Below are 25,906 nucleotides of genomic sequence, written 5' to 3' on the forward strand. Positions count from 1 at the left end.
ATTTGTTCGAACTAGTTAATTCATACATAGATAGTTTAGCGCTCTTTCTCGCTATCCTTTTTATCCAAGGGATGTCTTTTCGAAAAATAAGACAATATCGCCCAAATTGGTTCCAAAATGGTGGTAGACGGCTATTTCTTTCCATCCTACTAGGCGTCTACTATGGTTTAGCAGGTATTTATTTTATTTATGAAGGTGCTTACGAAAATAATCCCGTTATTTACACGAATATGCGGATTTTGATTTTGATGGTAACAAGTGTTTTCGGTGGCCGCGTTCCACTCATTTTCGCCTATTTAGTAATGCTTTTTGGTCGGATTAGTTTTGATATTGCTTCTCCTGTTACTAGTCGCTATGTCATTTTGATGACGCTCATTTTTGCCGCGTGTTTACTTGTTACTTTTTGGAAAAAACAACGCTTTTCGAGATTTGTTGCTTTAATCATTTTAAACTTCCCAGCGATTCTTTATTATTTCGTGAATAATTTTGACGAAGGACGAATCCTGCAAGGTTTTGAGATTATCGAGTATTTCCTGCTATTCTTTGTAACCGCCTTACTGGTATTTTACGCCTGCAATTACATTGATAAAAGTAATCTCGTTATCCAAAATTTGACGGAAACTGCGATGACGGATAGTTTAACTAATTTACCAAACATGCGCTTTTTCACCCAACAGTTTGGTTGGATTTTTGCGAAATCGCAAAAAAGGAAAAAATCTTTATCTCTTTTCATCATTGATATTGATCATTTTAAAGAAATAAACGATTTTCATGGTCATCAAGCTGGTAATACCGTTCTTGCTCAGTTTAGTAGCATTCTTAAAAATCGCACCTTCCCGCCAAGAACCATGTTTGCACGAATTGGTGGCGAAGAATTTGCTGTTTTACTTCAAAACGTTGGTACAGAGCAAGCTGCTCTAATTGCTGATTTTTTCCGTGAAGAAGTGGAACGAGCGAAGTTTCCTTATAATCCCGCAAGTGGCAAAGTTACTGTATCTATAGGTGTTGCTTCTGCTAGTTCCAACTTTTCAACAACCGAATCACTTTTCGAAGCTGCTGACCAAGCGCTCTATCAAGCAAAACAAAACGGCCGCAATCAAATTGCTGTTCATCAGGGGGAACTCGAATGAAACGATTCATCTTAATTTTCATTTTAATTATCCTTATTGGCGCCGGATTTTTCATTTTCCTTCGACCAGAACCTAAAAAAACGGTGAGTGCACCAAAAGAAACCACACCCACTTCCACCTCTGTTCAAACGTATGTAAAAGAAAACTATACTGCAAAAAACGGTTTAATTGTGGATTACAAAAATGCGCAAGAACCGCATTATTTAGCCGAGAGCATCGGACTTTATATGGAATATTTGGTCGAAGTGAATGATAGTAAAACTTTCCAAGAACAAGTAAGTCATTTAGAAAAGAATTTTATAACCGAAGATAACTTTATTAAATGGGAAGCAACCAACGCAACAACGACTAATGCGATTGTAGATGATTTCCGTATTACAGAAGCACTTTATCAAGCGAGCGAAAAATTTAGTTTCCCGTCCTACAAAAAAATGGCAGATAAAATCCTAGCCAACACCAAAAAATATAGCGCTGAACAAGGTGTTCCAGTAGACTTTTACGATTTTGTTCATAAGAAAAAAGCAGATACGCTCCATTTAAGCTATCTAAATATCCAAGCGATGCAACAGATTAATTATCGAGATAAAGCCTATCTACCAATTCAAACTGTTAATGCTGACCCATTTTTTACAGAAGTGTTTCAAAATGAACAGTTTCAATATGCTGACCCTAGTGAAGTTAATATGATTGATCAAATGCTCATTGCGATGGCTTATTTTGATGAAAATGGTGATGTAGAGCCAAATTTCGATAATTTTTTACAAACAGAATTAGCTTCTAAAGGAAAAGTTTATGCACGTTATCAAAGAGAAACAAAGAAACCAAGTTCAGAAAACGAATCCACCGCCGTTTATGCCTTTTTGACACAGTATTTTAACAAGACAAATCAAGCTAAAAATGGTAAAATCACCAAAGAGTTATTAGAGAAAATGGACACGTCAAATCCAGAAACAACCCATTTTTTCGATTATATAAATAAAGAAATAACTCTTAAGAAATAACGGAAAGAAGTTGGACAAATGAAAAAGCCCACTGTACGTGAGATTATTGATCAAAATCACTTTGATACAATATATGAACCGATTGTTGTTGTAGAAAACACACAAATTTTCGGATACGAGTCACTCACCCGCTTAAAAACAGATCACTGGAATGCGATTAGTGATTTTATCGAAGAAGCGGAACAGGATGGTCTGCAAAAAGCATTTGAGCTGCTCACGCTTCATAACGCAGTGAAACGCTTTAACAAAAGCGGAGACACGCCACTATTTGTCAATATTTCGTATGATACATTTTTAGAAAATCAAGAAGAGTTGCACGATACCCTACTTGATAACGGGAAAATAGTTTTTGAATTTTTGGAAACATCCAAGTTACCACAAGAACGAATGAACGACTTAGAAAAACAACTGCTTCAATTCCAGAAAAAACACGAAACTAAATTTGCTATTGATGATTTTGGCTCCGGTTATGCGGACTTGCATCGCGTTTTTGCGCACCATTCTGATTTTGTCAAAACCGATCGCTTATTACTACGAGATTTATTTGAGAGCGATGGCAAAAAAATCTTCTTTGAGCAACTTCATAATTATGTTAAAAAGCATCATAAATCCTTAATTGTCGAGGGAGTGGAAACAAAAGAGCAGCTAGAATTCCTTCAAGAAATCGGCATTCCCTATGCGCAAGGTTATTATTTTCATTAAAAATAAAAAAGAAAATCTGCTTATTGTCAGGTTTTCTTTTTGTTTGGAATCAGTTGTTATTCTTCTTTCCCCCATGTAAAATAGAATAGAATAAAAAGGAGTGCTGAAAAATGACTGTAAAACCAGGTTTTGACTATATGAATAATCCATTATTAAATAAAGGAACCGCTTTTTCAAAAGAAGAAAGAGCAAGCTATCAATTGGACGGATTACTGCCACCAATTATCGAAACAATTGAACAACAAGCCGTGCGCATCGAGACGCAAATAGAAAATTTAGAAACACCTTTACATAAACATCAGCTTTTAACAAACTTATATAATGAAAATCGCACCCTCTACTATTATGTCGTAACAAAAAACGTGACTGACTATTTGCCAATTATTTATACACCAACTATCGGCGACGCAGTTATCCAGTACCATAAAGAATACACTGCGCCGGATGAAGCCTTATTTATTGATGCCTTTGCACCCGAAAAATTAAGCGCATCAATAAAAAACTACGCAAAAAATAATCCGAATATTGATATGATTGTTATAACAGATGGTGAGGGTGTGCTTGGAATTGGCGACTGGGGTGTGAATGGTGTGAAAATCGCTGTTGGAAAATTAGCGGTTTATACGGTTGCAGCTGGACTTGCACCAGACCGTGTTCTGCCAGTTGTTATTGACGCCGGAACGAACAACGAAACACTTCTTAACGATCCACTATATCTAGGAAATAAACGCCCCCGCCTTTCAGAAAGTGAATATGACGCTTTTATTGCTTCTTTTGTTAATGTTATGAAAGAAGTTTTCCCGAAAGCCATCCTTCACTGGGAAGACTTTGGACGCGCGAATGCAAGTCGTATTCTGCATAATTACCGCGATAAAATTTGTACATTTAACGATGATATTCAAGGAACTGGGGCCATGGTGGTTGCTGCTGTTCTTGCGACGATCCAAGTTTCCAAAATACCATTAAGCGAGCAAAAGATTATTATTTTCGGGGCTGGAACTGCTGGAATCGGTATCGCTGATCAACTTAGTGCTCAGTGGATGCGTGAAACTGGTCTTCCTTTTGAATCGGCGAAAAAGCATTTTTATTTAGTCGACCGAAATGGTTTAGTGCTTGATAATATGACCGACTTAACTACCGGGCAAAAGAAATATGCACATCCGTCGACTGAGTGGTCTAACGTGCCCACAGATACGTTAGAAAACTTAATGGAAGCAGTTCATCCAACAATGTTAATCGGCTGTTCTGGTGTCACCGGTGCCTTTAAAGAGAGCATCGTCAAAAAAATGACCCAGTATACAGAACGACCAGCGATTTTGCCACTTTCTAATCCAACAAAATTAGCCGAAGCAACTGCTTCTGATTTAATTCAGTGGACAGATGGAAAAGCGCTTATTGTTACAGGTAGCCCTTCCAAACCAGTAGAATATCAACATACTACTTATGAAATCGGTCAAGCGAACAATGCACTTCTCTATCCGGGGCTCGGACTAGGTGCTCTTGTCACTCGTGCGAAATATATTACAGATGGTATGCTCGCTGCTGCTTCCATGGCTGTCGCTGAGCAGATTTCACCAAACAAAGCAGGCGCAGCCCTTCTACCACATGTGCGCACCCTTCGCGAAACATCGCGTGCAGTAGCCATCGCTGTCGCTAACCAAGCTATTAAAGAAAACATCCATCAAGTCGAATTAACGAATGTCACCGAAGCTATCGAGCGGGAAATGTGGCAACCTATTTATAAAGGAGTTTAGATATGTTTTACAAAACGAAGCAATCACTAGATCAACTCGTCCAAAACGGCTCCACTCCGGGAATTAGTTATCAAATAAAAACTAATTATCTGGAAGAAAATAACATCATGGGATTAAAATCCGTTTTTCCAGAAGCAGAAATCTTACCAAGAACAACAGAAAACATTTATGATATCGCTTCTTTGACCAAAGTAATTGCTACGACTACTCGTATTTTGCAACTTATCGAACAACAAAGATTCCAATTAAACGACCCTATTCAAATGTATTTACCAGATTTCCGGTACAATAATGTTACGATTTTACATTTACTAACACATAGCTCCGGCCTTGCACAAAATATCCCTAACTTCTCAATGAACAACCGAGAGGACGTTATTCGTTATGTGTATGCCACGCCACAAATTAATATTCCTGGAACAGTAGTCACATACGCCGATGCTAATTTTCTTTTACTCGGTTATTTGATTAGTAAAATGGACGGCAATTATGAAAAAGCCATCCAAAACAATATTTTAGAACCCCTGAGTATGACAAATACAAGTTTTCATCCCGCAAATAAAAAACAAGTCATCCCAACCGAACTTGACCAAACGCGCGGTTTAATTCAAGGTGATGTCCATGATTTTAAAGCTTGGACTGCCAAATCAGGCACAGGCCATGCCGGACTTTTTAGCACCCTAAGCGATCTTTCCAAATTCCGAGATGCGCTCATGCTACAACACGGTGCTCCAATTCTTTCTGAAAAAACTTGGCAACTGATGCAAATAAATCATACCCCTGGTCTCAATAGAAGTCGCGGGCTAGGCTGGGATTTACGCGGTGATTCTGTCTTATATCATACCGGATTCACCGGTACTTTTATGGTGCTCGATTTGAAACACCAAGCCAGTTTAATCGTTCTTTCTAACCGCGTTCATCCAAGCCGAGCCAACCCAAATTTCGTTGACAAACGTGACAGCATTGTCGACACTTTTTTAGAAGAAGTTGCAAACACAACGGAAGTCTAGCATATTAGCTAGGCTTCTTTTTCTGCCTTTTGCCTCCCGCCCTACTTCGATAAAAACTGTATTAACACAGCTGTTGAAAGCCTTTTCTAGTTATATAAAAGAAATTTATTTTCTTTCTGGTTTTATATTGTTTTCGTTTTCACAAAGGAGTATGCTGTTCAATGAAGAAAGATTCTAAAGACTTGTTTCTGGCTTTAAGTGAAAAGGAACACAATTGAAGGAGGAAATTATAATGACAAAAGCATGGGATGGTTTTAAAGGAACCGCATGGCAAGAAAACATTAGTGTAGGGCAATTCGTTCAAGACAACTACACTCCTTACGATGGCGATGAAAGCTTTTTAGAAAAGAGCACACCAAGAACAACGAAACTAAATGAAAAAATAAATAAACTAGTAGAAGAAATGGATGCAAAAGGCGGCGTACTTGATATGGATAACGCTATCGTATCCAATGTTGCATCTCACAAAGCTGGTTACGTGGATCAAGAAAATGAAGTTATTGTTGGTTTACAAACAGACAAACCATTCAAATTAGCATTTATGCCGAATGGTGGTCTTAGAACAGCCGAACAATGTTTAACAGACAACGGCTATTCCATTGATCAAGAATTACATGACTTCTACGTAAAAAATCGTTCTACAGCAAATGATGGTATTTTCAGAGCATATACAGACGATATCAAACGTGCGCGTCACTCCCATATCGTTAGTGGTCTTCCTGATGCATACTCTCGCGGAAGAATCATCGGCTTGTACCAAAAACCAGCACTTTACGGTGTGGATCGTTTAATAGCAGAAAAACAACAAGACTTGAAAAAAATTGCGATTTCTTCTGATGAAAACATTCGTTTACGTGAAGAAATTTGGTTACAAATCAAAGCACTTAAAGACTTAATCGTTTTAGGTAACGAATACGGTTTAGAACTTGGACGTCCAGCTGAAAATGCAACAGAAGCGGTACAATGGACTTACATGGGCTACCTTGCTTCTATCAAACAAGCAAACGGTGCTGCAAGCTCATTCGGTCGTATTCCGATTTTCCTTGATATCTATATCCAACGCGATTTAGAAAAAGGCATTATCACTGAATTCGATGCACAAGAATTAATCGAACAATTAACCCTTAAATTAAGAATGGTTCGTTTTGCAAGAACAGATGGTTACAACGAACTTTACGCTTCCAATCCAACATTCGTTACAACTTCAATGGCTGGTATGGGCGCAGACGGTCGTCATCGTGTGACTAAAACAGATTATCGTTTCTTACACTGCTTAGATAACCTAGGAAACTCAGCGGAACCAAACTTAACTGTCCTATGGGATGCTCGTTTACCAGAAAGCTTTAAAGAATATTGTATGAAAATGAGTGTAAAACATTCCTCCATTCAATACGAAAATGATAAATTAATGCAAGAAGAAGGCTACGGCGATATGCAATGTATCAGCTGTTGCGTTAGCCCACTTAACCCAGAAGCAGACAAAGACAAAGGCGAAACACATAACCTGCAATATTTCGGTGCTCGTGTCAACGTACTGAAATGTCTTCTTGGAGCTATCAACGGCGGTAAAGATGATCTTCACAAAAACCAAGTATTCGACGTTGTAGAACCAATTACAACCGAATACCTTGAATACGAAGAAGTACTAGAAAAATTCGATAAATCAATGGACTGGTTAACAGACACTTATGTAGATGCGATGAACATCATTCACTTTATGACAGATAAATACAACTATGAAAGTATGCAAATGGCCTTCTTACCATCTAAAGTAACAGCCAACATGGGCTTCGGTATTTGTGGATTCGCTAACGTAGTAGATAGCCTAAGTGCCATCAAACATGCCAAAGTAAAAACTATCCGTGACGAAGATGGTTTTGTATATGACTATGAAGTAGAAGGCGACTTCCCTCGTTACGGTGAAAATGATGACCGTGCCGACGATATCGCTGTAATGGTTCTTAAAATGTTCAAAGACAAATTAGACTCCCATAAACTATACAAAGATAGTGAAGCAACCGTTTCTGTTCTAACAATCACTTCTAACGTTGCTTACTCAAAACAATGTGGTAACTCCCCCGTGCACAAAGGACCTGTATTTGATGAAAATGGCAAAATCGTCAAAGAACCAGAATTCTTCAGCCCAGGAGCTAACCCTTCTAACAAAGCAAAAGGTGGTTTCTTAGATAACCTTGCTAGTCTTTCTAAATTACCATTCCACTATGCAAATGACGGAATCTCCTTAACAATCCAAGGAGCTCCAAAAATGTTCGGTAAAACAACGGAAGAACAACACCATAACCTTGTTGGTATTCTGGATGGTTACTTTACAAAAGGTGGTCAACACATCAACTTAAACGTTCTTAACCACGATGAAGTAATCGAAAAAATCAAAGCTGGTATCCCAGTAATCTTACGTATCAGCGGTTATTGCTTAAATACGAAAGATCTAAATGAAGAACAAAAAATGGAACTTTGCCAAAGAATGTTCCACGAAAAATTAATCGGTTAATAAGAAAAAAAAGAACCAAATCTGCGAATAACAGATTTGGTTCTTTTTTTATGCGTTCGAAACTTCCGCCGCATAAGCTCCTGCCGTGTGCCCAGTCACTAGCGCACAAGTAATATTATATCCACCCGTATAACCATTAATATCTAGTATTTCCCCGCAGAAAAATAATCCTTCCATCAACTTCGATTGCATCTCTTTTGGTTTAATTTCCTTTACAGAAACCCCACCACCTGTCACAAACGCTTTTTCAAAATCAAGCGTGCCATTCACTTCAAAAGTGAAATCTTTTAATAACTGAATAAACTGCTCGATTTTTTTCGGGCTTACTTGTTTATAATCAGCCGTTTCATCTAAGTCTGCTTTTTCAAGTAAAAACAATAACATTTTCTCTTGTAAAAGCGAACTTAACGAATTTTTCAAGGCTTTCTTCGGATTCTCTTCTAACAATTTATACACATCTTTCGAAAGTTCCGCAGCGGATACATTCGGGAATAAATCAAGACGCATCTTCACCGTGCTAGCGCCTGTTTTCTTTAATTCTCGAAGGACGAACATACTACAACGAAGAGCCGCTGGTCCTGACACACCAAAATGCGTGAAAATCATATCCATTTGATGCGTAATAATCGGCTTCCCTTTTGCATTTAAAACAGAAAGGGACACATCACGAAGCGACGTTCCTTGTAACACTTTTTGTTTAATAAAAGGCTCACTAGACGTAATTGGCACTTCTGTCGGATAAAGTTCTGTGATGGTATGTCCTGCTTTTTTCGCCCAAGCATAGCCATCTCCGGTCGAACCAGTCCGTGGAACAGATTTACCGCCAACTGCAACAATGACCGCACTCGCTGAAATTTCTTGGCCGTCTTTCAGCGTCACCCCTTTCACATGTCCATCCTCATAATCCACTTGTTTCACGGCTGTTTGCATGTAAATTTTTACGCCTAGTTTTTCCATCCGCTGAATCATTGCCTCAGCGACAGAACGCGCGCTATTCGATACAGGAAACATTCTACCGTGGTCTTCTTCTTTTAACGCCACGCCAAGTCTTTCAAAAAAGCGAATAATATCTTCATTATCAAAGGCATGAAACGCACTATATAAAAAGCGACCATTACCAGGAATATGTTTAATAATTTCTTCTGCTGGTCGCCTGTTCGTTACATTACAACGTCCGCCACCAGACATAATTAATTTACGTCCCAATTTTGGTCCTTTTTCAATTAATAGTACTCGTTTATTTTTCTCTGCTGCACTGATAGCCGCCATAAGTCCAGATGGCCCGCCACCAATAACAATTACATCATAATCCATTGTCCCGCTCCTTTACTTTATCCGTGTTTAAGTATAGCAAGCATTCGGCTCAGTGCCAAGCTTTTTTCACCAAACAAAAAACCCAAGAAAAATCTCAGGTTTTTTGATTCTAATTTCGATTCATATTCGTAAAGATAAGTAGCAATCTTAGAAGTTCTAGTACAGCTACGGCCATTGCAGCAACATAAGTCATTGCAGCAGCACTTAATACTTTTTTCGCTTGTGGGAGTTCTGAAGATGCGACTAGTCCGCCGCTTTCTAATTGAACAAGTGCCCGTTTACTAGCGTCAAATTCAACTGGTAACGTAATTAATTGGAAAAGTACACCCACTGCCATCAAAATAATCCCCAGCAACATGAAACTAGCAACGTTTGCAAGCATTCCGATAATTAAGAACACCCAAGAAATATTGGAACTAAACATTGTTACAGGAACAAGCGCCGAACGAAAACGCATAAATGCATAATCTTGCTGATCTTGAATCGCGTGTCCTACTTCATGGGCTGCAACAGCTGCCCCGGCGATAGAACGACCGCGGAAGTTAGCTTCAGAAAGAAAAACCGCTTTTTTTCGAGGATCGTAGTGGTCACTTAATATTCCTTTTGTTTCATGAACTGGAACATTCGTTAAACCATTGGTATCCAAAATATGACGCGCAACCTCGGCACCAGTTAAACCATTTGCCACACCAACTTTGGAATAATGTGCATAGGTAGTTTTTACCCGATACTGTGCCCAAAGTGGAATTGCCGCGACGATAATAAAATAAATAATATACTGACTAAACGACATTTAATCATCTTCCTCCTACTACTTTTTTTCGGTGAATATCCTTATGTTCTTAGTATAAATTAACTATCACCAAGACTCAACCTCTTTCACTCATCATGAGGAAATTCTAATGTTAAGTGCTTATTTTTTATCGTTTTATCATATACAAACCATAGAACAAATACCGTTAACCAAAATGTCGCATAACCAATTTCCGGTAAGTATTTTTCTAACCCCATATAAATCGGCATTTGGCCAAATACATAATCAATTACATCATTATGAAATACCCATACCGCTGCAATCATAAAGTGCCCGATTCGAAAACGATAAAACGGCGCATAAAGAATTCCTTCTACTGCCATAAAACCATGCGTCAAAATCAATGCCACAGAGCCCCAAACAAGCATCCCTTGGTCAATCATATAAAAAATATTCATACCAACTGCCCATAAACCATACTTCACTAAACATACAAAACCTAGTGCCTCCATTAAAGGCCAATGCTTTTTCCCAAGAAAAGCAACTAGCGCCAAAGTGAAGAACAAAATCGCCGTTGGGCTATCAGGTACAAACAGCCAAAAGCGCGGCTCTGTCATTTGTAATTGCGGTAAATACCATATGTATCCATAAATCGCTCCAAGTAAATTACCAAAGAAAAGTAATCGTAAAAAGGCCCGATTTGCGAGTAAACTATATAACAATATCCCCCAGCTCCCTTAAAAAATCCTAGCACAGCAAGGAAATGATGCATCTTTCACATCATTTCCATACTAACTAGGATTTATTTCTTATTCTTTTTCCGTATCCATTTGCTGTAAAATTCGAACTAACTTATGAAAAGCAGCTTCATCACGTGTATCCAGCGCCTCATCGATCTGTTGTAATACTTTTTCTCTTGAAAATTGGTGCACAGATTGATAAATAAGCGCATCCGCCATTTCTTTTTCCTCATCCGCAAGCTTCACTGCTGTAAAAGGATTATCTTCACGAACAAGTGCGTATTCAGGCGAAGACATTGCCTCTTCAAAATGAAGTTCTACATACAACTCTTCGTCCCAATTTAACCGAATATCATGAAATGCTTTTTCTGGATCAGTCGTCATAATGTTACCTTTAAAAAATAGGAACGGTTCGGATTCAACGCCGTGAGCACTAAGTGAAAGCCCACGCGCACACCCTTCCAAATTATCAACAAAATGAACATATTTTACAATTTGATCATGGCCAGCAATATAATTTAAAACCCACATTGCTTCTCTAGTCTTCATCTGGTGTTTATTTAAAAACCAGCGAATAAAATCTTTCTTCTCGTCTATTGAAATGGATGCCTTCATCTTTCCTCAGTCCCTTCCTGTATTCTTTTTAGCATTTAATCAAATAAAGATAAAATCTCTGTGTCTTCTGGCTCTAGTTCTAAATAGTTACGCAAAACTTCTTGTGATTTCGCGTACTCTCCTTCTTCCCTTAAAAATAAACCATATTCCTTTAAGAAAGTAGGATTGTTTGTAAAGTGCGAGTATGCCAGTTCATAATTTGCTTTTGCTTTATTATATTGTTCTGTTTCCTGATATGCAACACTTACGTCCCAGAAAATTTGTGGTTCCGAAATAACTTCTTCCCCAAGGCCTTCCACTAATTCGATAACCCCTTCGTAGTCTTCTTTCGCAAGTAATAATTTGTTCAACTGCATAATTGCTTCCGAATATTCTTCATCTAGCACAATTGCTTGACGATAAAATTCTTCGGCTTCTTCTGGCAAACGTAGCGTAACAGCAAGCTTCCCAGCCTCTAAGAACATTTCTTTATTAAATTCATCTTGCGTTAAGCCGTCCCGAAGCACTGCAATGGCTTTTTCCGGTTCGCCGTTCTCCTCATAACTTTTCGCTAAATAAGAGTAGAGCGTTGTGTAAGAGGGATCATGTTCACGCAAATGTTCGAGCGCATGAATAGCTTTCGTGTAATCTTTTGCCTGATAAGCCGTTAAACCCATCCCGAAAAGTGTATCAACCGATTCCTTATCTTCGAGCGCGCGTTCATAGTAAGATAACGCTTCTTCAAATGCCCCACTAGCAGCAAAAGCTTCAGCGATACGTTCATATACAGACACCGCACCATTCGAAATAATCGTTAATCCTGCTTCTACAGCAGTTTGATAAGACTGTACAGCGGATGCGAATCTTGCTTGCGATAAATAATATTCCCCAAGTGCAAAATCAATAATCGGCTCATTTGGCGCCATTTGTTTCGCTTCGAGTAATTTCTGCTCACTGACTTCGAATAAACCTTGCATCTGATATAAATCAGCTAATACGAGCAAACTTTCAATATATGCTTCATCTTCTTTGTTTACTTTTTCTAAATAGTCTTGCGCAGAGTCGATATCGTCTTTTTCAAGTGCTACTTCAGCTGCACGGACAAGCAACTCGCCCTCATCCTTGTATTTTGCTAATAGAAGTTCGTATAAATCTTCCGTTTCATCTAGGAATCCAAGTGTAAATAATTCTTCTGCTAAATAATATTGTTCTTCATCTGTTCCCGCTTGCACTACTTCATCAAAATATTTCTTCGCAAGCGCCATATCTTCATGCTCTAACGCATGTAACATTTTATTAGCTAATTCCATTTCTGCACCTTCTTTAATAATAAGTCGTTTTTCTATTATACCATTACTTCACTCATAAGAAAAAGTGATTGCCTCTCTTAAATAAAAATACCAGCGCTGATGTGATTAGCATACAGCACTGGTAGAAGTGATTATTTTAAAAGTGAGCGAATATCTTCAAAGAAAGTCGGGTAAGAAACAGAAACTGCTTCTGGGCGTTCTAATTCCACATCGCCTTCCTCGACAAGAAGTGCTGCAATTTGTAGCATCATGCCAATACGGTGATCCCCGTAGCTTGTTACATTGGCCGCATGAAGTGGTGTTTTCCCGCGAATAATTAAGCCGTCTTCGGTTGGAGTAATATCTGCGCCCATTTTGTTTAGTTCTGTCGCAACCGCATCAATCCGGTTTGTTTCTTTTACTTTTAGTTCAGCAGCGTCTTTAATAATCGTCGTTCCTTCTGCTTGTGTCGCTAAAAGTGCGATAACTGGAATTTCGTCAATTAAACGAGGAATAATGTCGCCACCGATTTCCGTTCCTTTTAAATCGCTAGTTTTAACTACAACCGTACCCGCTAATTTACCAGTACTTCTGCTAGAATCTTTGACAACTAAACTTCCACCCATTTGCTCAACTACATCAAAAATCCCTGTTCTAGTAGGGTTCAAGCCAACATGCGTAAGTTCAATTTCACTGCCGGGTGTGATTAAGCCAGCTACGATAAAGAACGCAGCAGAGGAAACATCGCCTGGAACCGTCATTTCTTGCCCGGTAAATGTTTGGCCACCTTTGACGCGAATGGTTAAGCCGTCCATTTCAATTTCACCGCCAAATTGGCGAATCATGTGTTCCGTATGATCACGAGTCTTTTCTTTTTCATGGATAATCGTTTCACCTTCTGCTTGTAAAGCTGCAAAAATAATCGCGCTCTTTACTTGTGCACTAGCAACTGGCATATGATATTCCATGCGTTTTAATGATTGCTTCCCATTTATCGTAATTGGAGCAAATTCAGAGCCATCTTTGCCATGCATTTTTGCCCCCATTTGTTGCAGTGGTAGCATGACACGGTTCATCGGACGTTTCGCAATTGATTCATCCCCTAAAATGACTGTGTCAAAATCTCGGCCAGCTAAAATGCCCATCATTAAACGAATCGTTGTTCCCGAGTTACCAATATCAAGTGGACCATCTGCCTGCTTTAGCCCATCAAAACCAGTTCCGTGAACAATAATTTCTTCTTCGGTTTCTTCAATTTTTACACCCAATGCTTTAAATGCCTTAATTGTTCCAAGGCAATCATCTGCACGTAAGAAATGACGAATGACCGTTTTTCCTTCTGCAATAGCCCCGAACATAATGCTGCGATGGGACATTGATTTATCTCCAGGGACTGTGATTGCGCCAACCAGCCCTTGTTTATTTGTAATTAATTTCATCGTCATTTCTCTCCTATTCGTAATGGCATGTATAGTTACTTCTTGTTTCAATGCAACGTTTCGCCCGGTCCCTGTCTTCATCCGATTGGAAAGTAATTTGTAACACACCGAAAATATCTTCCCGTGTTTCCAAAATCTTGATGTTTGTTAAACTGATTTCTTCTTCGCCCAGATACCTAGTCACTTCAGAAATTACCCCTGGATAATCTGGTACATCGACAAATAAATCGTAAAAAGATGGAATCGCACCACCTTGATGAACTGGAAGTGAATCTCGAAATTCTTTTGCCCCATCAAAAAAGGCATATATAGAACTCGCGTCTTCACTTTCAAGCATCTCAAGCGCTTCGTTCATACTGTCTCGCCAAATCGTCAGCTGTTTCGTTAACGTTTTTTGGTTGCTAATAGAAATATCCGTCCACATTCTTGGATCAGAAGAAGCGACCCGTGTAATATCACGAAATCCGCCTGCCGCAAGTCGAAATGCTGCAGGATGTTCTTCTGTAAAGCTTTGCGTCTGGTTCACTAAAGCCGCCGCCACAATATGCGGTAAGTGGCTCAACATGCCAGTAATTTCATCATGCTCATTTGGTGATAACACTAAGAACTTAGCATTCGTACCAGACAGCCACGTCCTAAGTTCAGCCACTTTGTCTTCTGCTACATCTTTCGTTGGTGTTAACAAATAATAGGCATTTTCAAACAACAGTTCTTTAGCAGCACGGACACCACTTTTATGCGAACCAGCCATTGGATGACCGCCAATAAACGTAATACCACTTTCTCTAAGTGCCGTGGATGCTTCCATGATGGTTCCTTTTGTACTACCTGTATCTGTAACGACCACATTTTCCTTTAAACGCAGCCCAGGTAAACGCGTTAATAACTGTTCTGTTTCTTTTACCGGACAACAAAAAACAAGTAAATCTGCTTTTGGCCCATCTATTAAAATACTTTCGCCAATTTCGTCAATCACACCGAGAGACTTTCCAACTTCTAACGAATGATAGGAAACGTCAATTCCGATGATATGTGCTTCTGGGTGTTTGGCTTTAATCGCAAGGGCAATAGAACCGCCAATTAACCCAAGCCCAACAATAACTACCGTCCCTTTCATTCAAAAACGCCTCCAAACACTTACAATAATTTTTCTAAAAGTGCAATTACCGCACTATTTTCCTCTTCTTTTCCGATCGTAATTCGAACAGCAGTTGGAAAACCAAGCGCCGCGCCAGAACGCGTAATATAGCCATTTTTTTCCAAGTAGCTAAAAATAGTTCCTGCTTCAATTCCTAAATCTATTAAAACAAAGTTGCCATTCGCTGGATACAGTTTTACTTGCTCAAAACGTTTCGCAAACGCTTCGTATTGTTTAATTCCATTTGCATTAGAAGTTCGGCATGCTTCAATAAAAGCTTGATCCTTTATTGCTTCTATTGCTAATTTTTGACCGATGCTCGTTGTATTAAACGGCGGACGAACGATATTTAGTTGCTCAATGATTGCTTTATCCGCAATACCATAACCAACACGAGCGCTTGCCAAACCATAAATTTTACTAAAAGTCCGGGTAATAATTAAATTTTTATAAGTGCGAATTAGTTTTTCATGTTTTTCAGGCTGTGGCGTCACATATTCAATATATGCTTCATCTAAAACAACAAGTACATCACTTGGTACTTTATCTAAAAACGCTTGAATATCTGCTAAATCAATGTAATTCCCAGTTGGGTTATTCGGATTGCAAACCCAAACAATCGTCGTATTGTCATCAATCGCATTCAACATACCATCTAAATCATGCGCACCATCCACAAGTAGCGGAATTTCTCTTACTTCGGCGCCTTCGATTAACGCATTTTGACGATACTGCACAAATGTCGGTGTCGCCATCACTGTATTTTTTGTCGTATCCAGTAAAACCCGCGTCAACAGTTCAATCAGTTCATCCACACCAGCTGTAAAAATCAGTTCCTCTTCTTCCAGTTGGTAGAAATCAGCGACCACTGTACGCAAGCTAGAAGCCCAGCCATCAGGATAAATTTCTGTTTCCACACTAGAATTGGCTTGAAGCTCCGCCACTTTTGGAGAAGTTCCCAGTGGGTTTTCGTTAGATGATAGTTTGGTGATTTTCGTTAAACCAAGTTCTGCCATCACTTCTTCTTCGCGTTTTCCAGGTTTATAAGAAGATAGACCTGTAAGTGATTTTTTCCATTTCATTACGCATCCTCCTCTTTTACTAAATCTGGGCGCAGTACTTTTGCTCCTCGTAAGTAGACATGGTTGATGGCTTCGAGTGGTTTATGTAGATCTGTGAATACCATGAAACGAATGCACATTGGAAGCGAATTTGGCACCGGAATTTCTTGCATCCCCATGACAGGAACATATTCAAAGCCAGGTGTTTCACGCACCGCCTTAGCTGGAAAAGCGGCAAAAATATCTTCTGTCACTGTAATGATGACGGATGTTAGTTGCTCACTATCTGTTATTTCATTTTGCGTTAAAATTTCTTCAAATAATTCTTTCGTCGCTGCATAAATTGCTTCCGGTGAATTAGTTTCTATTGTCGTTGCCCCTCGAATTGCTCTCAAATGCCATTCCCTCCATTTCGCATCACACGTTTGTAAGTTTCAAAAATCAAATCATCTTCCGCTTTAAAAATAACCGGTTTTCCAATTTCTTCGAGTAAAACCATACTTATTTCATTAAAAGTTGTTTTTTTATCATGACGCATATTTTCCAGTATTTTATTAAATGGAACAGTTGCATCAAATGTCGTATCATAGCCTAACTGTTTTAGCCACGTTTTAAATTCTGCTAAATCGAAATCCAGTCCGTAAATTGTCTCACTCATCGTGAGTGCATAAATCATCCCATAAGTAATCGCCTCGCCGTGCAGCCACTTGCCAAAGTTTCCGTAGGCTTCAAGTGCATGACCAAATGTGTGACCAAAATTCAAATAAGCGCGCACGCCTTGCTCGGTTTCATCTTGCGCAACGATATTTGCTTTAATTTCAATCCCACGTTGTAAAAACGGCGTCAAATCCTTCGTATAAAAGTCTTTCGGCTCCGTAAATGTATCCATTAAGGCCCGTAGTAACGTCTGATCGCTAATAAGCGCATGTTTAATCATTTCCGCAAAACCAGAGCGCATTTCCCGTTCTGGCAAGGTAGCAAAGAACTGGGTATCATAAATGACTGCTTCTGGCTGGTAAAAGTTCCCAATCATGTTTTTGCCAAGCGGATGATTGATCGCAACCTTGCCACCCACGGCACTATCATGCGCAAGAACCGTCGTAGGCACCTGATAAAAAGGAATGCCCCTCATATACGTAGCCGCAACAAAACCACCTAAATCACCAATAACGCCTCCACCAAAAGCAATTAAAACCGCTTTACGATCAAGACCTGTTTCAATCAATTTTGTCATCACATCTTCATATACACGAAACGTTTTCGCTTCTTCCCCGTTTGGCGCCACATAATAAGTGACTACAGGTAAATCAGCTAGAACCGCGTCAAGCTTTGCTTGATGAAGTTCCGCCACATGCTCGTCCGTCAAAACAAACACGTGGGAAAATTTAGCTAGGCTCTCCGTCCACTTTTCCCGGACATCTTCTAATGCGAATTCATTAATATATACTGGGTATGTTTTACTTTTAGCACGGACTGTAATTTCTGGCATGTTTAAAACTCCTTCGTTAAGTTTCGGTGTTCCTCCACATGTTTTTTAAGTGTGTCAAAACGATCACCATCAAATTTTTCTAACACAGCAACTGCAACTTCCCAAGCGACAACAGCTTCAGCTACCACACTTGCAGCAGGTACTGCACAACTATCCGAACGTTCTACACTTGCATTAAACGTTTCTTTTGAATCAATATCCACACTTTGAAGTGGTTTGTATAATGTTGGAATTGGCTTCATTACGCCACGAACAACAATTGGCATACCATTGGTCATTCCGCCTTCGAATCCACCAAGGTTATTTGTACGTCTCGTGTAGCCATCTTCTTTACTCCATAAAATTTCATCCATCACTTCACTACCAGGTTTTCTAGCAGCTTCAAAACCGACACCGAATTCAGCGCCTTTAAATGCATTAATACTTACAATCGCACGCGCAATTTTTGCATCTAGTTTTTTGTCCCACTGTACGTAGCTACCAAGTCCAGCTGGGACACCACCAACTACAACTTCTACGATACCGCCAATGGTGTCGCCATTTTTCTTCGCATCATCAATTTTTTGCATCATTTCTTCTGCCGCTACGCCGTCTAAACAACGCACTGGAGAAGCTTCGGATGTTTCTTGGATTTCGCTAACCGCGTAATCACGTGTTAAGTTCGCACGAGTTCCACCAATTTCAAGTACATGACCAGCTACTTCAATGCCAAGTTCATGCAATAATTTTTTCGCTACTGCTCCAGCTGCCACACGGACAGTCGTTTCGCGCGCGCTAGAACGTTCTAGTACGTTACGCATATCGTTATGACCATATTTCATACCGCCAACTAAGTCCGCATGTCCAGGACGTGGACGGGATACGCGACGGGATTTTTCATTTTTTTCTGGAACTGGTTCAATGCTCATAACCGTTTCCCAATGCTTCCAGTCTTTATTTTCAACAAACATTGCTACAGGTGCGCCTAATGTTTTACCATGACGAATCCCTGCTGTGATTTGTACTTGGTCTTTTTCGATACGCATCCGTGCCCCACGACCATGCCCACCTTGTCTTCTTTTTAGTTCTTTATTTACATCTTCTGCTAGTAAAGGCATTCCTGCTGGCAACCCTTCAATAATTGTTGTAAGCCCCGGTCCGTGTGATTCTCCTGCCGTTAAGTATCTCATCTGCTCATCTCTCCTTTTTCTATTTCAGCTAGATTTTCTAGCGTTTATATTTTAGCGCTTTAAAGTATATGTGTAATATCTTAACATATGCCACGCGAGAAAACAATACTTTCGTTTCATTCTTTCATCTTACCAAAAAACCGCATGAAATGGTAATTTCTCTATAAAAAAAGAGCCTAGGTTTCCCTAAACTCTATACTATGTTAAATCCAAGTGTCGATTGCCTTTTGATAACTTAAAATTTCCTGCGGTGCAAAAAACAACTGAATTTCCCGTTTCGCACTTTCTGGGCTATCCGATCCATGAATCACATTTCGATTTGTATGTACCGCATAATCAGCGCGAATTGTTCCGGGGTCAGCTTCTAACGGATTTGTTTTCCCCATCATTCGGCGTGCTGTTGCAATCGCATCGTCTCCTTCTAACACCATCGCAAACACTGGTCCAGAAGTAATAAATCCAATTAAATCCTCGAAAAAAGATTTTCCAATATGTTCCGCGTAATGTTTTTCTGCTAGTTCGCGGTCAATTTGCATTAATTTTCCAGCAACTATTTTTAAGCCTTTTTTCTCTATTCTTGTGACAATTTCACCAATAAGTCCTCGTTCTACACCATCCGGCTTAACCATTACATAAGTTTGTTCCATAAAGAATCCTCCCTCACGTTAATAATTTCTTTTATCTAAAACACGAACGATTTGTTTTAATGGTTTTAATTCAGGCACTTGCGGCAAAGAATCCAGTATTTCTACAGCTTTCTTTAAGTAGACTGTTGCTACATCTTCGGCCTGTTTTGCGCCCGCTTTTTTGACTTCTTCCACTAAAACAGCAATTTCTTCTGCTGGAGTTTCCTCCGTAACCTGGCTGATGCGTTTTTTTAGAAAAGGATCTTCCATTGCAAAGAATACTGGCAATGTCACATTTCCTTGTCTTAAATCTTCCCCAGCTGGCTTACCGAGTTCTTTTTCTGTTCCAACAAAATCAAGTACATCATCCGTAATTTGAAACGCCATGCCAACATAATAACCAAAACGATATAACTTCTGATAATCAGCTTCACTTTGACCAGAAACAACACCACCGAGTCCGCAACTAGCTGCTATCAGTAAAGCTGTTTTCCGTTTAATTCGGCGTAAATAATTACGCACACTTTGGTCAAAATTATATTTATCTTTTAATTGTTCGATTTCACCCGTAGAAAGCTCCACCGTAACATGTGATAGCATTTTATGCGCAGCAACGTCTTTAATTTCTGTCATATATTCCAGTGATTTGGCAAACAAAAAATCACCGGTATACATCGCAATATGGTTGCCCCACTTCGATTTAATCGTCTCGCGTCCGCGTCTTAAATCCGCATTATCCACCACATCATCATGCACAATCGACGCCATATGAATTAATTCAATCGCTACACTCGCATTTTTTACTGCATCAAAGTCTGCATTAGGAGCAAGTCTTGCTGATAAGCAAACGAACATTGGTCTAATTCGTTTTCCACCAGCCTCTAATAAATGAAGTGCTGCATCAGAAGTAGTTTCAGCAGCTGCGCCAGAAAGGGCCTTTTTAAGTTCTTTTTCAACTGAGTCAATGTCTTTTTGCATATTTGCATATAAAAAGTTAAGTTTCATGCTTGCCACCTTATTGTTCCTTCTTTTTAAATCCAAAGTGGGTTGCACTCGCGCCGCCACTGTGTGAAATATATCTTACGTATGAAAATCCGGCTTCTTGAAACATTTCCGCAAGTCTAGCCATTCCTGGAAACTCACGCGTTGATTCTTGTAACCAGCTATATTCTTTATAACTTTTCGCAAAAAACTTCCCGAAAACAGGCATTACATAGCGAAAATAAGCATTAAACACTTGTTTCCAGCCAGGAATATTGGGTTGAGACGTATCAATACATGCCAGCTGTCCACCTGGTTTTAGCACACGGTACATTTCTCGCAGCACTTGCATATAATCCGGTACATTTCTAAGCCCAAAGCCAATCGTCACATAGTCAAAACTATTATCTGGAAAAGGTAATTCCATTGCATTCCCATGAATAAGTTCTACATTGTGCAAATCCGCTTCTTTTACTTTTTCGCGACCAACCTTCAGCATATTTTCACTAAAATCAAGCCCCGTCACATGACCTTCAGGACCAATTTCTTCCGCCATCATAATCGACCAATCTGCCGTTCCACAGCAAACATCAAGAACATTCGTCCCTTTTTGAACACGCATTAGCTTCATTGTCTCTTTACGCCATTTCACATGTAGTTTAAAACTAATAACACTATTCATTCGGTCATAACTTGGAGAAATTTTCTCAAATACTTTATGTACTTTTTCTTCTTTAGTTTCCGTCATATCCCGAATCTCCTTCTATTTATCAGTCGTTAATAACTTCGATGATTCTTTTTCCTAGTATATTAGAAAGCGGTTCTGATTTATCTTTCAACCGTTTCACTTCACTTTTCACATCACGAATAATCGCTACTAACCAGCTTTCAAAATTAGATACGGCTTCCTTCGCAAAATAGCCATGATCAAACGCCCGCTTCAATCTGGACGCACCAATTTCTTTGTAAGTAGCAAGTTCTGTTTGGAGTCTTTTGAGCAAAAAGAACTGACAACCAAGCGCGATAAATGTGTCATCTTTCATAAAATACTTCGCAAACTTGGCAAAAATAGCCGCATTTGTTAACGTAAGCTGAGATAAATACTCTTCATCTGTTGCGACATGTAACTGGTAAATATTGGTTTTTGCTGTGTTTGTTTCTTGAACCCCGCTTTGCAATGCTCGAAGCAGTGGAATCATTTCTAATTCAGCAAGTGTGCGGTAATAGAGAGCACTATAAAAATCCCCAGCGAGAACCGTCAACTCTTGCTCCTTACGTGTTAGCTGTACAACATCGCCTGGTTCATCAATTTTTTCATGTGTATCATGCGCTAAAATCATGTACAGCGTTGCACTAACGACGCGATATGCAGAAGCATCAGTCAAATCAGAGCCAGAAATCGCTTCATGAAGAAATAGCATTTGATCTTTGTCCATTTGCCCGCCTTCATTATTCTCTTGTAAATATTGATAGACTGCTTGCTCATGTACCAACTGCTCCACTTCCTTTAGCCCAGCCTCTCTTGCCTGATAAGTCATTTAACAATCCCCTTTGAATCTCCTTATTATGTAAAAAATTATACCATAAAGGATATTTAATTATGCTTAATTAAAGCTAAAACTTCACTTCTAAGCTTATCGTCATTTTTAAAAGCACCACGAACAGCACTTGTAATTGTTTTTGTTCCAGGTTTATTTACACCACGGATAGTCATGCACATATGCTCTGCTTCCATGATGACCATTACACCCAAAGGTTTTAGTTTTTCCATCATAATTTCTGCAACAGTCGTTGTAATCCGTTCTTGTAACTGCGGGCGGCGACTTACATCATCCACTACGCGAGCAAGTTTACTAAGACCAGCAACTCTTCCATTTTGTGGTAAGTATGCTACATGAGCTACTCCAAAAAAAGGGACAAGGTGATGTTCACACATAGACGAAAAGCGAATGTCTTTCACAAGTACTAATTCTTCATGTTGTTCTTCAAAAATAGTATCGAAATGAACAGAAGGATCTTTTTTCAGCCCAGCGAAAACTTCTTCATACATACGAGCTACTCGCATTGGTGTATCAATCAGTCCTTCACGTTCTGGATTTTCTCCTACTGCTTCTAAAATAACTTTTACCGCGTCAGCAATCTTTTGCTTGTCTATTTGCTCCATCCTTAATTCCCCTATCTTTTTAGCATTATATACCTTGTATATCTTAACACAGCCAAACTTCAAGGTAAATTTAATTTGCTTGAATAAGTGATAATAATAGGGGTTTTTTTGCTTTCGTAAGTATATTCCCTATTTCTAAAACAGAAAACCACTAAAAATGGGCATAAAAAAACTAGCCTAGCTTAATTATAAAATTAAGGCCAGACTAGAGTTAGTGCTTAAAAGTCTATGTAGCTTATTTAACAGCTTCTTTAAGCGCTTTACCAGGTTTGAAAGCTGGTACTTTACTTGCAGGGATGTCGATTTCTTCTTTAGTACGAGGGTTACGACCTTTACGGGCAGCACGTTCACGTACTTCAAAGTTACCAAATCCGATTAATTGAACTTTTTCACCTTTAGATAAAGAAGTTTGAATAGTTTCGAATACAGCTTCTACTGCTTTCGCTGCGTCTTTTTTAGAAAGATCAGCTAGTTCAGCAACGCTATTTACTAAATCAGTTTTATTTGCCATTGTGTTTTCACCTCCTTCACAGAATACTACAAAATAAGCAGGTACAAGATATACCTGTATTTCTCTTTTTTTCCAAAAACAAAAATCAATTTGGAAATCTAAGGAGAATCATGACTGAAATGGCTTAACTACAAGCCTTAACAGTAATTCTGATAAAAGATTATCACATAATCCCTACAACTGCAAGGAATAATGCCAAACTGACACCGTTTCTTAACATTTTCAATCACAAATATTTTCTTTAAATGCTTGAAAACGTGATAGTATCAACCTGTTATCCATAATACTAACTTGGAAGCCTTAGAATAGCAAGCGATACCACCACAATTAGCTAAAATAGTTCTTTTTTCATAAAAATATGGGTAAATTTGCGTCTATTACCTGAAAACTCTAGGTTTCTGAGCCTAGTTTTATTCTAACATTTCTTTTTGGAAAGCTGCTTTTTCTGCCGCAGTAATTCCAATTCCTTTTTCTAAATAATTAGCTACTGAGCCATATTGTTTTTTCATTTCATCAAAGGCAATTTCCAAATATTCAGGACGAGCTTCTGCCATTGGCCTGAACGTTTCTAAATCAATTTTTTCGGTTCCATTCGAAAAGAGCGCCACGATTCCTCCCATTTCTTGTAAAATGTCGTCCTGGTAGCGATTAGTGATGGCGTAATCGCCGAAAATCGTTTTTTCTGGTACATCTAACAATGTTAGTAATAATGCCCCTAGGACGCCTGTACGGTCTTTTCCTGCAGTGCAATGGAAAACGAACGGCAATCCAGCTTTTGCATCTTCTAATACTTCTGTAAAAATTTCTCTAAAGCCTTCCACTGATTGCACAAACACGCGGTAGCTTTCACCCATCAGCGGTTCATAAATAGTTGTATCATTTGTTACCGGTAGCTTTGTTTCTTCATTTTTGGCAGTACCAATAGGAATATGTTTATTTAGCACACCTTCAATTGCAGGCGTAGGTTGTGCTTGTACTTCCGAACTACTGCGCAAATCACAAATCCATTTAATATGTAGTTTTTGAAGCAAAGCTGCATCGTTCTCATTAATATTCACTAAATTAGAAGAGCGATATAACTTACCCCATTTTACATGCTTGCCGTTTTTGGATGCATAACCGCCCATATCTCGAAAATTGAATACACTTTCAAGTGGCAAAATTCGTTCTGAAACAGTGGTTCTATCTCCGTTTGGTGTCTCTAAAAAGAAATAAATAGGAATATCCTTTGTGTCATATGAATAGTGATCAACATCATTTGTTACTTTGAAAACAGGATCACTATTATCCTCTAGTTTAGGACTACTACTTACAAAAACGACTGTGCCTTCGCTGACTTCTTCTTTGTTCCAAGTTAGTGTTACGGCTTTATCTGTACGAGTAACTTCCATATTATCCACCTACTTTTTATTATTTGGCTCTTCTGCTACATTTTAGCATATTTCATAAAAAAAGAGCCAAAATAAGCGGATAGCCCATTCTGACTCTTTCTATTAAAATGATTCTTTTTCGATCTTTTTTTCGCGACCCATTAATAAATCAACTGCTTCGCGAGCATCTTTATTTTCGAATAAAATCGCGTAAATCGATTCGGTAATTGGCATATCAATATCTAGTTTTTTCGCCCAACCATGTACTGCTTTAGCTGTTCGAACACCTTCAACGACCATGCCCATTTTTTCTAATACTTCATCTAAATTCTCGCCTTTACCTAGCATATTACCAGCACGCCAATTACGTGAATGCACACTAGTACAAGTAACGATTAAGTCACCAATACCTGTCAATCCGTAAAATGTTTGCGGATTAGAGCCAACAGCAACACCGAGACGAGTGATTTCTGCCATCCCGCGAGTCATTAGTGCCGCTTTAGCATTATCGCCATAACCAAGGCCGTCAGAAATTCCTGCACCTAGTGCGATAATATTTTTCAGCGCGCCACCAATTTCTGCACCAATCACATCATCATTCGTATAAATACGCAAATTATTATTGATGAAACGATCTTGAACAATTTCTGCAGCTGATAAATCTTTACAGCTCGCACAAAGTGTTGTCGGATGACGAAGCGCAACTTCTTCCGCATGACTTGGTCCAGAAAGAACAACAAGCGCTTTACGTTTGGACGCATCTATTTCGTCTTCAATCACTTCGGACATTCGAAGATTTGTTTCTGGTTCAATACCTTTACTCACATGCACTAAAATGGTTGGTTCTTTTAGCGCTTCATTTAACTGCTTACAAACGATTCGCATCGCATTTGTTGGAATAGCAATTACGACAATTTCTGCACCATCAATAGCTTCATCAAGTGACAATGTCGCTTTTACCTCAGTTGGTAAAATAATATCTGGCAAATAGTGACTATTCGTGTGCGATTCGTTAATTTCATTCACAATTTTATCTAAGTTTCCCCAAATAACTGGTTGATGATTATTATCAGCTAGGACAAGTGCAAGACCTGTTCCCCAACTTCCAGCGCCAAGAATAGCTACTTTTTTCTGTGTCATTATATTTTTCCTCCCGAA

25 protein-coding genes are annotated in these 25,906 nt (G+C 39.0%); 6 read left to right on the top strand and 19 right to left on the bottom strand.

Annotation, left to right across the window (positions count from 1 at the left end; genetic code table 11):
* Positions 1-2 precede the first annotated feature (2 nt).
* The 6 genes from LMOATCC19117_RS09785 (at position 3) to pflB (ending at position 8,109) form a co-directional block, all read left to right on the top strand.
* Complete coding sequence (locus tag LMOATCC19117_RS09785) at positions 3-1,130, top strand: GGDEF domain-containing protein (RefSeq protein ID WP_003726318.1); 1,128 nt, start codon at positions 3-5, stop codon at positions 1,128-1,130.
* Positions 1,127-2,131: a hypothetical protein gene (locus LMOATCC19117_RS09790; protein ID WP_003734421.1), complete on the top strand. Its 1,005-nt coding sequence runs from the start codon at positions 1,127-1,129 to the stop codon at positions 2,129-2,131. The genes LMOATCC19117_RS09785 and LMOATCC19117_RS09790 overlap by 4 nt, the downstream gene beginning before the upstream one ends.
* 18 nt (positions 2,132-2,149) lie before the next feature.
* On the top strand, positions 2,150-2,833 hold the full coding sequence (locus LMOATCC19117_RS09795; protein ID WP_003726320.1) for an EAL domain-containing protein: 684 nt from the start codon (positions 2,150-2,152) through the stop codon (positions 2,831-2,833).
* A gap of 110 nt (positions 2,834-2,943) precedes the next feature.
* Complete coding sequence (locus tag LMOATCC19117_RS09800) at positions 2,944-4,587, top strand: NAD-dependent malic enzyme (RefSeq protein WP_003726321.1); 1,644 nt, start codon at positions 2,944-2,946, stop codon at positions 4,585-4,587.
* A gap of 2 nt (positions 4,588-4,589) precedes the next feature.
* Entirely contained in the window at positions 4,590-5,597 is a 1,008-nt protein-coding gene (locus tag LMOATCC19117_RS09805) for a serine hydrolase domain-containing protein (RefSeq protein WP_003726322.1), read from the top strand.
* A 232-nt stretch (positions 5,598-5,829) separates the two neighbouring features.
* Positions 5,830-8,109 (top strand): formate C-acetyltransferase, encoded by a 2,280-nt coding sequence (pflB, locus tag LMOATCC19117_RS09810; protein WP_003723027.1) that lies wholly within the window; start codon positions 5,830-5,832, stop codon positions 8,107-8,109.
* Between the two features lie 48 nt (positions 8,110-8,157).
* On the opposite strand, the gene LMOATCC19117_RS09815 is transcribed toward pflB, so the two are convergent.
* From LMOATCC19117_RS09815 to LMOATCC19117_RS09905, 19 genes are all read right to left on the bottom strand, one after another.
* Positions 8,158-9,423 carry an NAD(P)/FAD-dependent oxidoreductase gene (locus LMOATCC19117_RS09815; protein WP_003728005.1) on the bottom strand — a complete coding sequence of 422 codons (1,266 nt, stop codon included), beginning with the start codon at positions 9,421-9,423 and terminating at the stop codon, positions 8,158-8,160.
* Between the two features lie 109 nt (positions 9,424-9,532).
* The gene (locus LMOATCC19117_RS09820) at positions 9,533-10,216 is read right to left on the bottom strand and encodes a zinc metallopeptidase (protein ID WP_003726515.1); all 684 of its coding nucleotides are present in this window, start codon (positions 10,214-10,216) and stop codon (positions 9,533-9,535) included.
* An 86-nt stretch (positions 10,217-10,302) separates the two neighbouring features.
* Entirely contained in the window at positions 10,303-10,899 is a 597-nt protein-coding gene (locus LMOATCC19117_RS09825; RefSeq protein ID WP_003726516.1) for a DUF1405 domain-containing protein, read from the bottom strand.
* Between the two features lie 87 nt (positions 10,900-10,986).
* Entirely contained in the window at positions 10,987-11,532 is a 546-nt protein-coding gene (reoY, locus tag LMOATCC19117_RS09830) for a proteolytic degradation factor ReoY (protein WP_003726517.1), read from the bottom strand.
* Between the two features lie 35 nt (positions 11,533-11,567).
* Entirely contained in the window at positions 11,568-12,821 is a 1,254-nt protein-coding gene (locus tag LMOATCC19117_RS09835; RefSeq protein WP_003726518.1) for a tetratricopeptide repeat protein, read from the bottom strand.
* Between the two features lie 131 nt (positions 12,822-12,952).
* Positions 12,953-14,239: a 3-phosphoshikimate 1-carboxyvinyltransferase gene (gene aroA, locus LMOATCC19117_RS09840; protein ID WP_003726519.1), complete on the bottom strand. Its 1,287-nt coding sequence runs from the start codon at positions 14,237-14,239 to the stop codon at positions 12,953-12,955.
* A 13-nt stretch (positions 14,240-14,252) separates the two neighbouring features.
* Positions 14,253-15,356: a prephenate dehydrogenase gene (locus tag LMOATCC19117_RS09845; RefSeq protein WP_003734420.1), complete on the bottom strand. Its 1,104-nt coding sequence runs from the start codon at positions 15,354-15,356 to the stop codon at positions 14,253-14,255.
* A gap of 20 nt (positions 15,357-15,376) precedes the next feature.
* Complete coding sequence (hisC, locus tag LMOATCC19117_RS09850; RefSeq protein ID WP_003726521.1) at positions 15,377-16,459, bottom strand: histidinol-phosphate transaminase; 1,083 nt, start codon at positions 16,457-16,459, stop codon at positions 15,377-15,379.
* On the bottom strand, positions 16,459-16,833 hold the full coding sequence (gene aroH / locus LMOATCC19117_RS09855) for a chorismate mutase (RefSeq protein WP_003726522.1): 375 nt from the start codon (positions 16,831-16,833) through the stop codon (positions 16,459-16,461). The genes hisC and aroH overlap by 1 nt, the downstream gene beginning before the upstream one ends.
* A complete protein-coding gene (gene aroB / locus LMOATCC19117_RS09860) occupies positions 16,830-17,927 on the bottom strand; it encodes a 3-dehydroquinate synthase (protein WP_003734419.1) in 1,098 nt (365 codons plus the stop codon). The genes aroH and aroB overlap by 4 nt, the downstream gene beginning before the upstream one ends.
* Positions 17,928-17,929: 2 nt before the next feature.
* Positions 17,930-19,096, bottom strand: a complete 1,167-nt coding sequence (gene aroC, locus LMOATCC19117_RS09865) for a chorismate synthase (RefSeq protein WP_003734418.1) — start codon at positions 19,094-19,096, stop codon at positions 17,930-17,932.
* A gap of 203 nt (positions 19,097-19,299) precedes the next feature.
* A complete protein-coding gene (gene ndk / locus LMOATCC19117_RS09870) occupies positions 19,300-19,743 on the bottom strand; it encodes a nucleoside-diphosphate kinase (protein WP_003727999.1) in 444 nt (147 codons plus the stop codon).
* 18 nt (positions 19,744-19,761) lie between these two features.
* Positions 19,762-20,727: a heptaprenyl diphosphate synthase component II gene (gene hepT, locus LMOATCC19117_RS09875; RefSeq protein ID WP_003734417.1), complete on the bottom strand. Its 966-nt coding sequence runs from the start codon at positions 20,725-20,727 to the stop codon at positions 19,762-19,764.
* Positions 20,728-20,737: 10 nt separating this feature from the next.
* Entirely contained in the window at positions 20,738-21,451 is a 714-nt protein-coding gene (gene menG, locus LMOATCC19117_RS09880; RefSeq protein WP_003726790.1) for a demethylmenaquinone methyltransferase, read from the bottom strand.
* 22 nt (positions 21,452-21,473) lie between these two features.
* Complete coding sequence (locus tag LMOATCC19117_RS09885) at positions 21,474-22,241, bottom strand: heptaprenyl diphosphate synthase component 1 (RefSeq protein WP_003734416.1); 768 nt, start codon at positions 22,239-22,241, stop codon at positions 21,474-21,476.
* Between the two features lie 56 nt (positions 22,242-22,297).
* Complete coding sequence (gene folE / locus LMOATCC19117_RS09890) at positions 22,298-22,867, bottom strand: GTP cyclohydrolase I FolE (protein ID WP_003727998.1); 570 nt, start codon at positions 22,865-22,867, stop codon at positions 22,298-22,300.
* Between the two features lie 235 nt (positions 22,868-23,102).
* Positions 23,103-23,378, bottom strand: a complete 276-nt coding sequence (locus LMOATCC19117_RS09895) for an HU family DNA-binding protein (RefSeq protein ID WP_003720260.1) — start codon at positions 23,376-23,378, stop codon at positions 23,103-23,105.
* 410 nt (positions 23,379-23,788) lie between these two features.
* Positions 23,789-24,769 carry a tyrosine-protein phosphatase gene (locus tag LMOATCC19117_RS09900; RefSeq protein ID WP_003734415.1) on the bottom strand — a complete coding sequence of 327 codons (981 nt, stop codon included), beginning with the start codon at positions 24,767-24,769 and terminating at the stop codon, positions 23,789-23,791.
* A 102-nt stretch (positions 24,770-24,871) separates the two neighbouring features.
* Positions 24,872-25,888, bottom strand: coding sequence for an NAD(P)H-dependent glycerol-3-phosphate dehydrogenase (locus LMOATCC19117_RS09905; RefSeq protein WP_003726833.1), 1,017 nt, complete (start codon positions 25,886-25,888; stop codon positions 24,872-24,874).
* Between the last annotated feature and the right edge of the window lie 18 nt (positions 25,889-25,906).

Source organism: Listeria monocytogenes ATCC 19117, assembly GCF_000307025.1.
In the GTDB taxonomy this organism is placed as follows: Bacteria; Bacillota; Bacilli; order Lactobacillales; family Listeriaceae; genus Listeria; species Listeria monocytogenes_B.

Excerpts from the sequence above, each read along its gene's own strand:
- LMOATCC19117_RS09815 (WP_003728005.1), bottom strand. The coding sequence starts at position 9,423 with ATGGATTATGATGTAATTGTTATTGGTGGCGGGCCATCTGGACTTATG.
- LMOATCC19117_RS09795 (WP_003726320.1), top strand. The coding sequence starts at position 2,150 with ATGAAAAAGCCCACTGTACGTGAGATTATTGATCAAAATCACTTTGAT.
- aroC (WP_003734418.1), bottom strand. The coding sequence starts at position 19,096 with ATGAGATACTTAACGGCAGGAGAATCACACGGACCGGGGCTTACAACA.
- aroB (WP_003734419.1), bottom strand. The coding sequence starts at position 17,927 with ATGCCAGAAATTACAGTCCGTGCTAAAAGTAAAACATACCCAGTATAT.
- hepT (WP_003734417.1), bottom strand. The coding sequence starts at position 20,727 with ATGAAACTTAACTTTTTATATGCAAATATGCAAAAAGACATTGACTCA.
- ndk (WP_003727999.1), bottom strand. The coding sequence starts at position 19,743 with ATGGAACAAACTTATGTAATGGTTAAGCCGGATGGTGTAGAACGAGGA.
- reoY (WP_003726517.1), bottom strand. The coding sequence starts at position 11,532 with ATGAAGGCATCCATTTCAATAGACGAGAAGAAAGATTTTATTCGCTGG.
- LMOATCC19117_RS09790 (WP_003734421.1), top strand. The coding sequence starts at position 1,127 with ATGAAACGATTCATCTTAATTTTCATTTTAATTATCCTTATTGGCGCC.
- LMOATCC19117_RS09885 (WP_003734416.1), bottom strand. The coding sequence starts at position 22,241 with ATGACTTATCAGGCAAGAGAGGCTGGGCTAAAGGAAGTGGAGCAGTTG.
- LMOATCC19117_RS09900 (WP_003734415.1), bottom strand. The coding sequence starts at position 24,769 with ATGGAAGTTACTCGTACAGATAAAGCCGTAACACTAACTTGGAACAAA.
- LMOATCC19117_RS09820 (WP_003726515.1), bottom strand. The coding sequence starts at position 10,216 with ATGTCGTTTAGTCAGTATATTATTTATTTTATTATCGTCGCGGCAATT.
- LMOATCC19117_RS09905 (WP_003726833.1), bottom strand. The coding sequence starts at position 25,888 with ATGACACAGAAAAAAGTAGCTATTCTTGGCGCTGGAAGTTGGGGAACA.
- hisC (WP_003726521.1), bottom strand. The coding sequence starts at position 16,459 with ATGAAATGGAAAAAATCACTTACAGGTCTATCTTCTTATAAACCTGGA.
- LMOATCC19117_RS09845 (WP_003734420.1), bottom strand. The coding sequence starts at position 15,356 with ATGAAAGGGACGGTAGTTATTGTTGGGCTTGGGTTAATTGGCGGTTCT.
- LMOATCC19117_RS09800 (WP_003726321.1), top strand. The coding sequence starts at position 2,944 with ATGACTGTAAAACCAGGTTTTGACTATATGAATAATCCATTATTAAAT.
- folE (WP_003727998.1), bottom strand. The coding sequence starts at position 22,867 with ATGGAGCAAATAGACAAGCAAAAGATTGCTGACGCGGTAAAAGTTATT.
- aroA (WP_003726519.1), bottom strand. The coding sequence starts at position 14,239 with ATGAAATTAATTACAAATAAACAAGGGCTGGTTGGCGCAATCACAGTC.
- pflB (WP_003723027.1), top strand. The coding sequence starts at position 5,830 with ATGACAAAAGCATGGGATGGTTTTAAAGGAACCGCATGGCAAGAAAAC.
- menG (WP_003726790.1), bottom strand. The coding sequence starts at position 21,451 with ATGACGGAAACTAAAGAAGAAAAAGTACATAAAGTATTTGAGAAAATT.
- LMOATCC19117_RS09895 (WP_003720260.1), bottom strand. The coding sequence starts at position 23,378 with ATGGCAAATAAAACTGATTTAGTAAATAGCGTTGCTGAACTAGCTGAT.
- LMOATCC19117_RS09835 (WP_003726518.1), bottom strand. The coding sequence starts at position 12,821 with ATGGAATTAGCTAATAAAATGTTACATGCGTTAGAGCATGAAGATATG.
- LMOATCC19117_RS09805 (WP_003726322.1), top strand. The coding sequence starts at position 4,590 with ATGTTTTACAAAACGAAGCAATCACTAGATCAACTCGTCCAAAACGGC.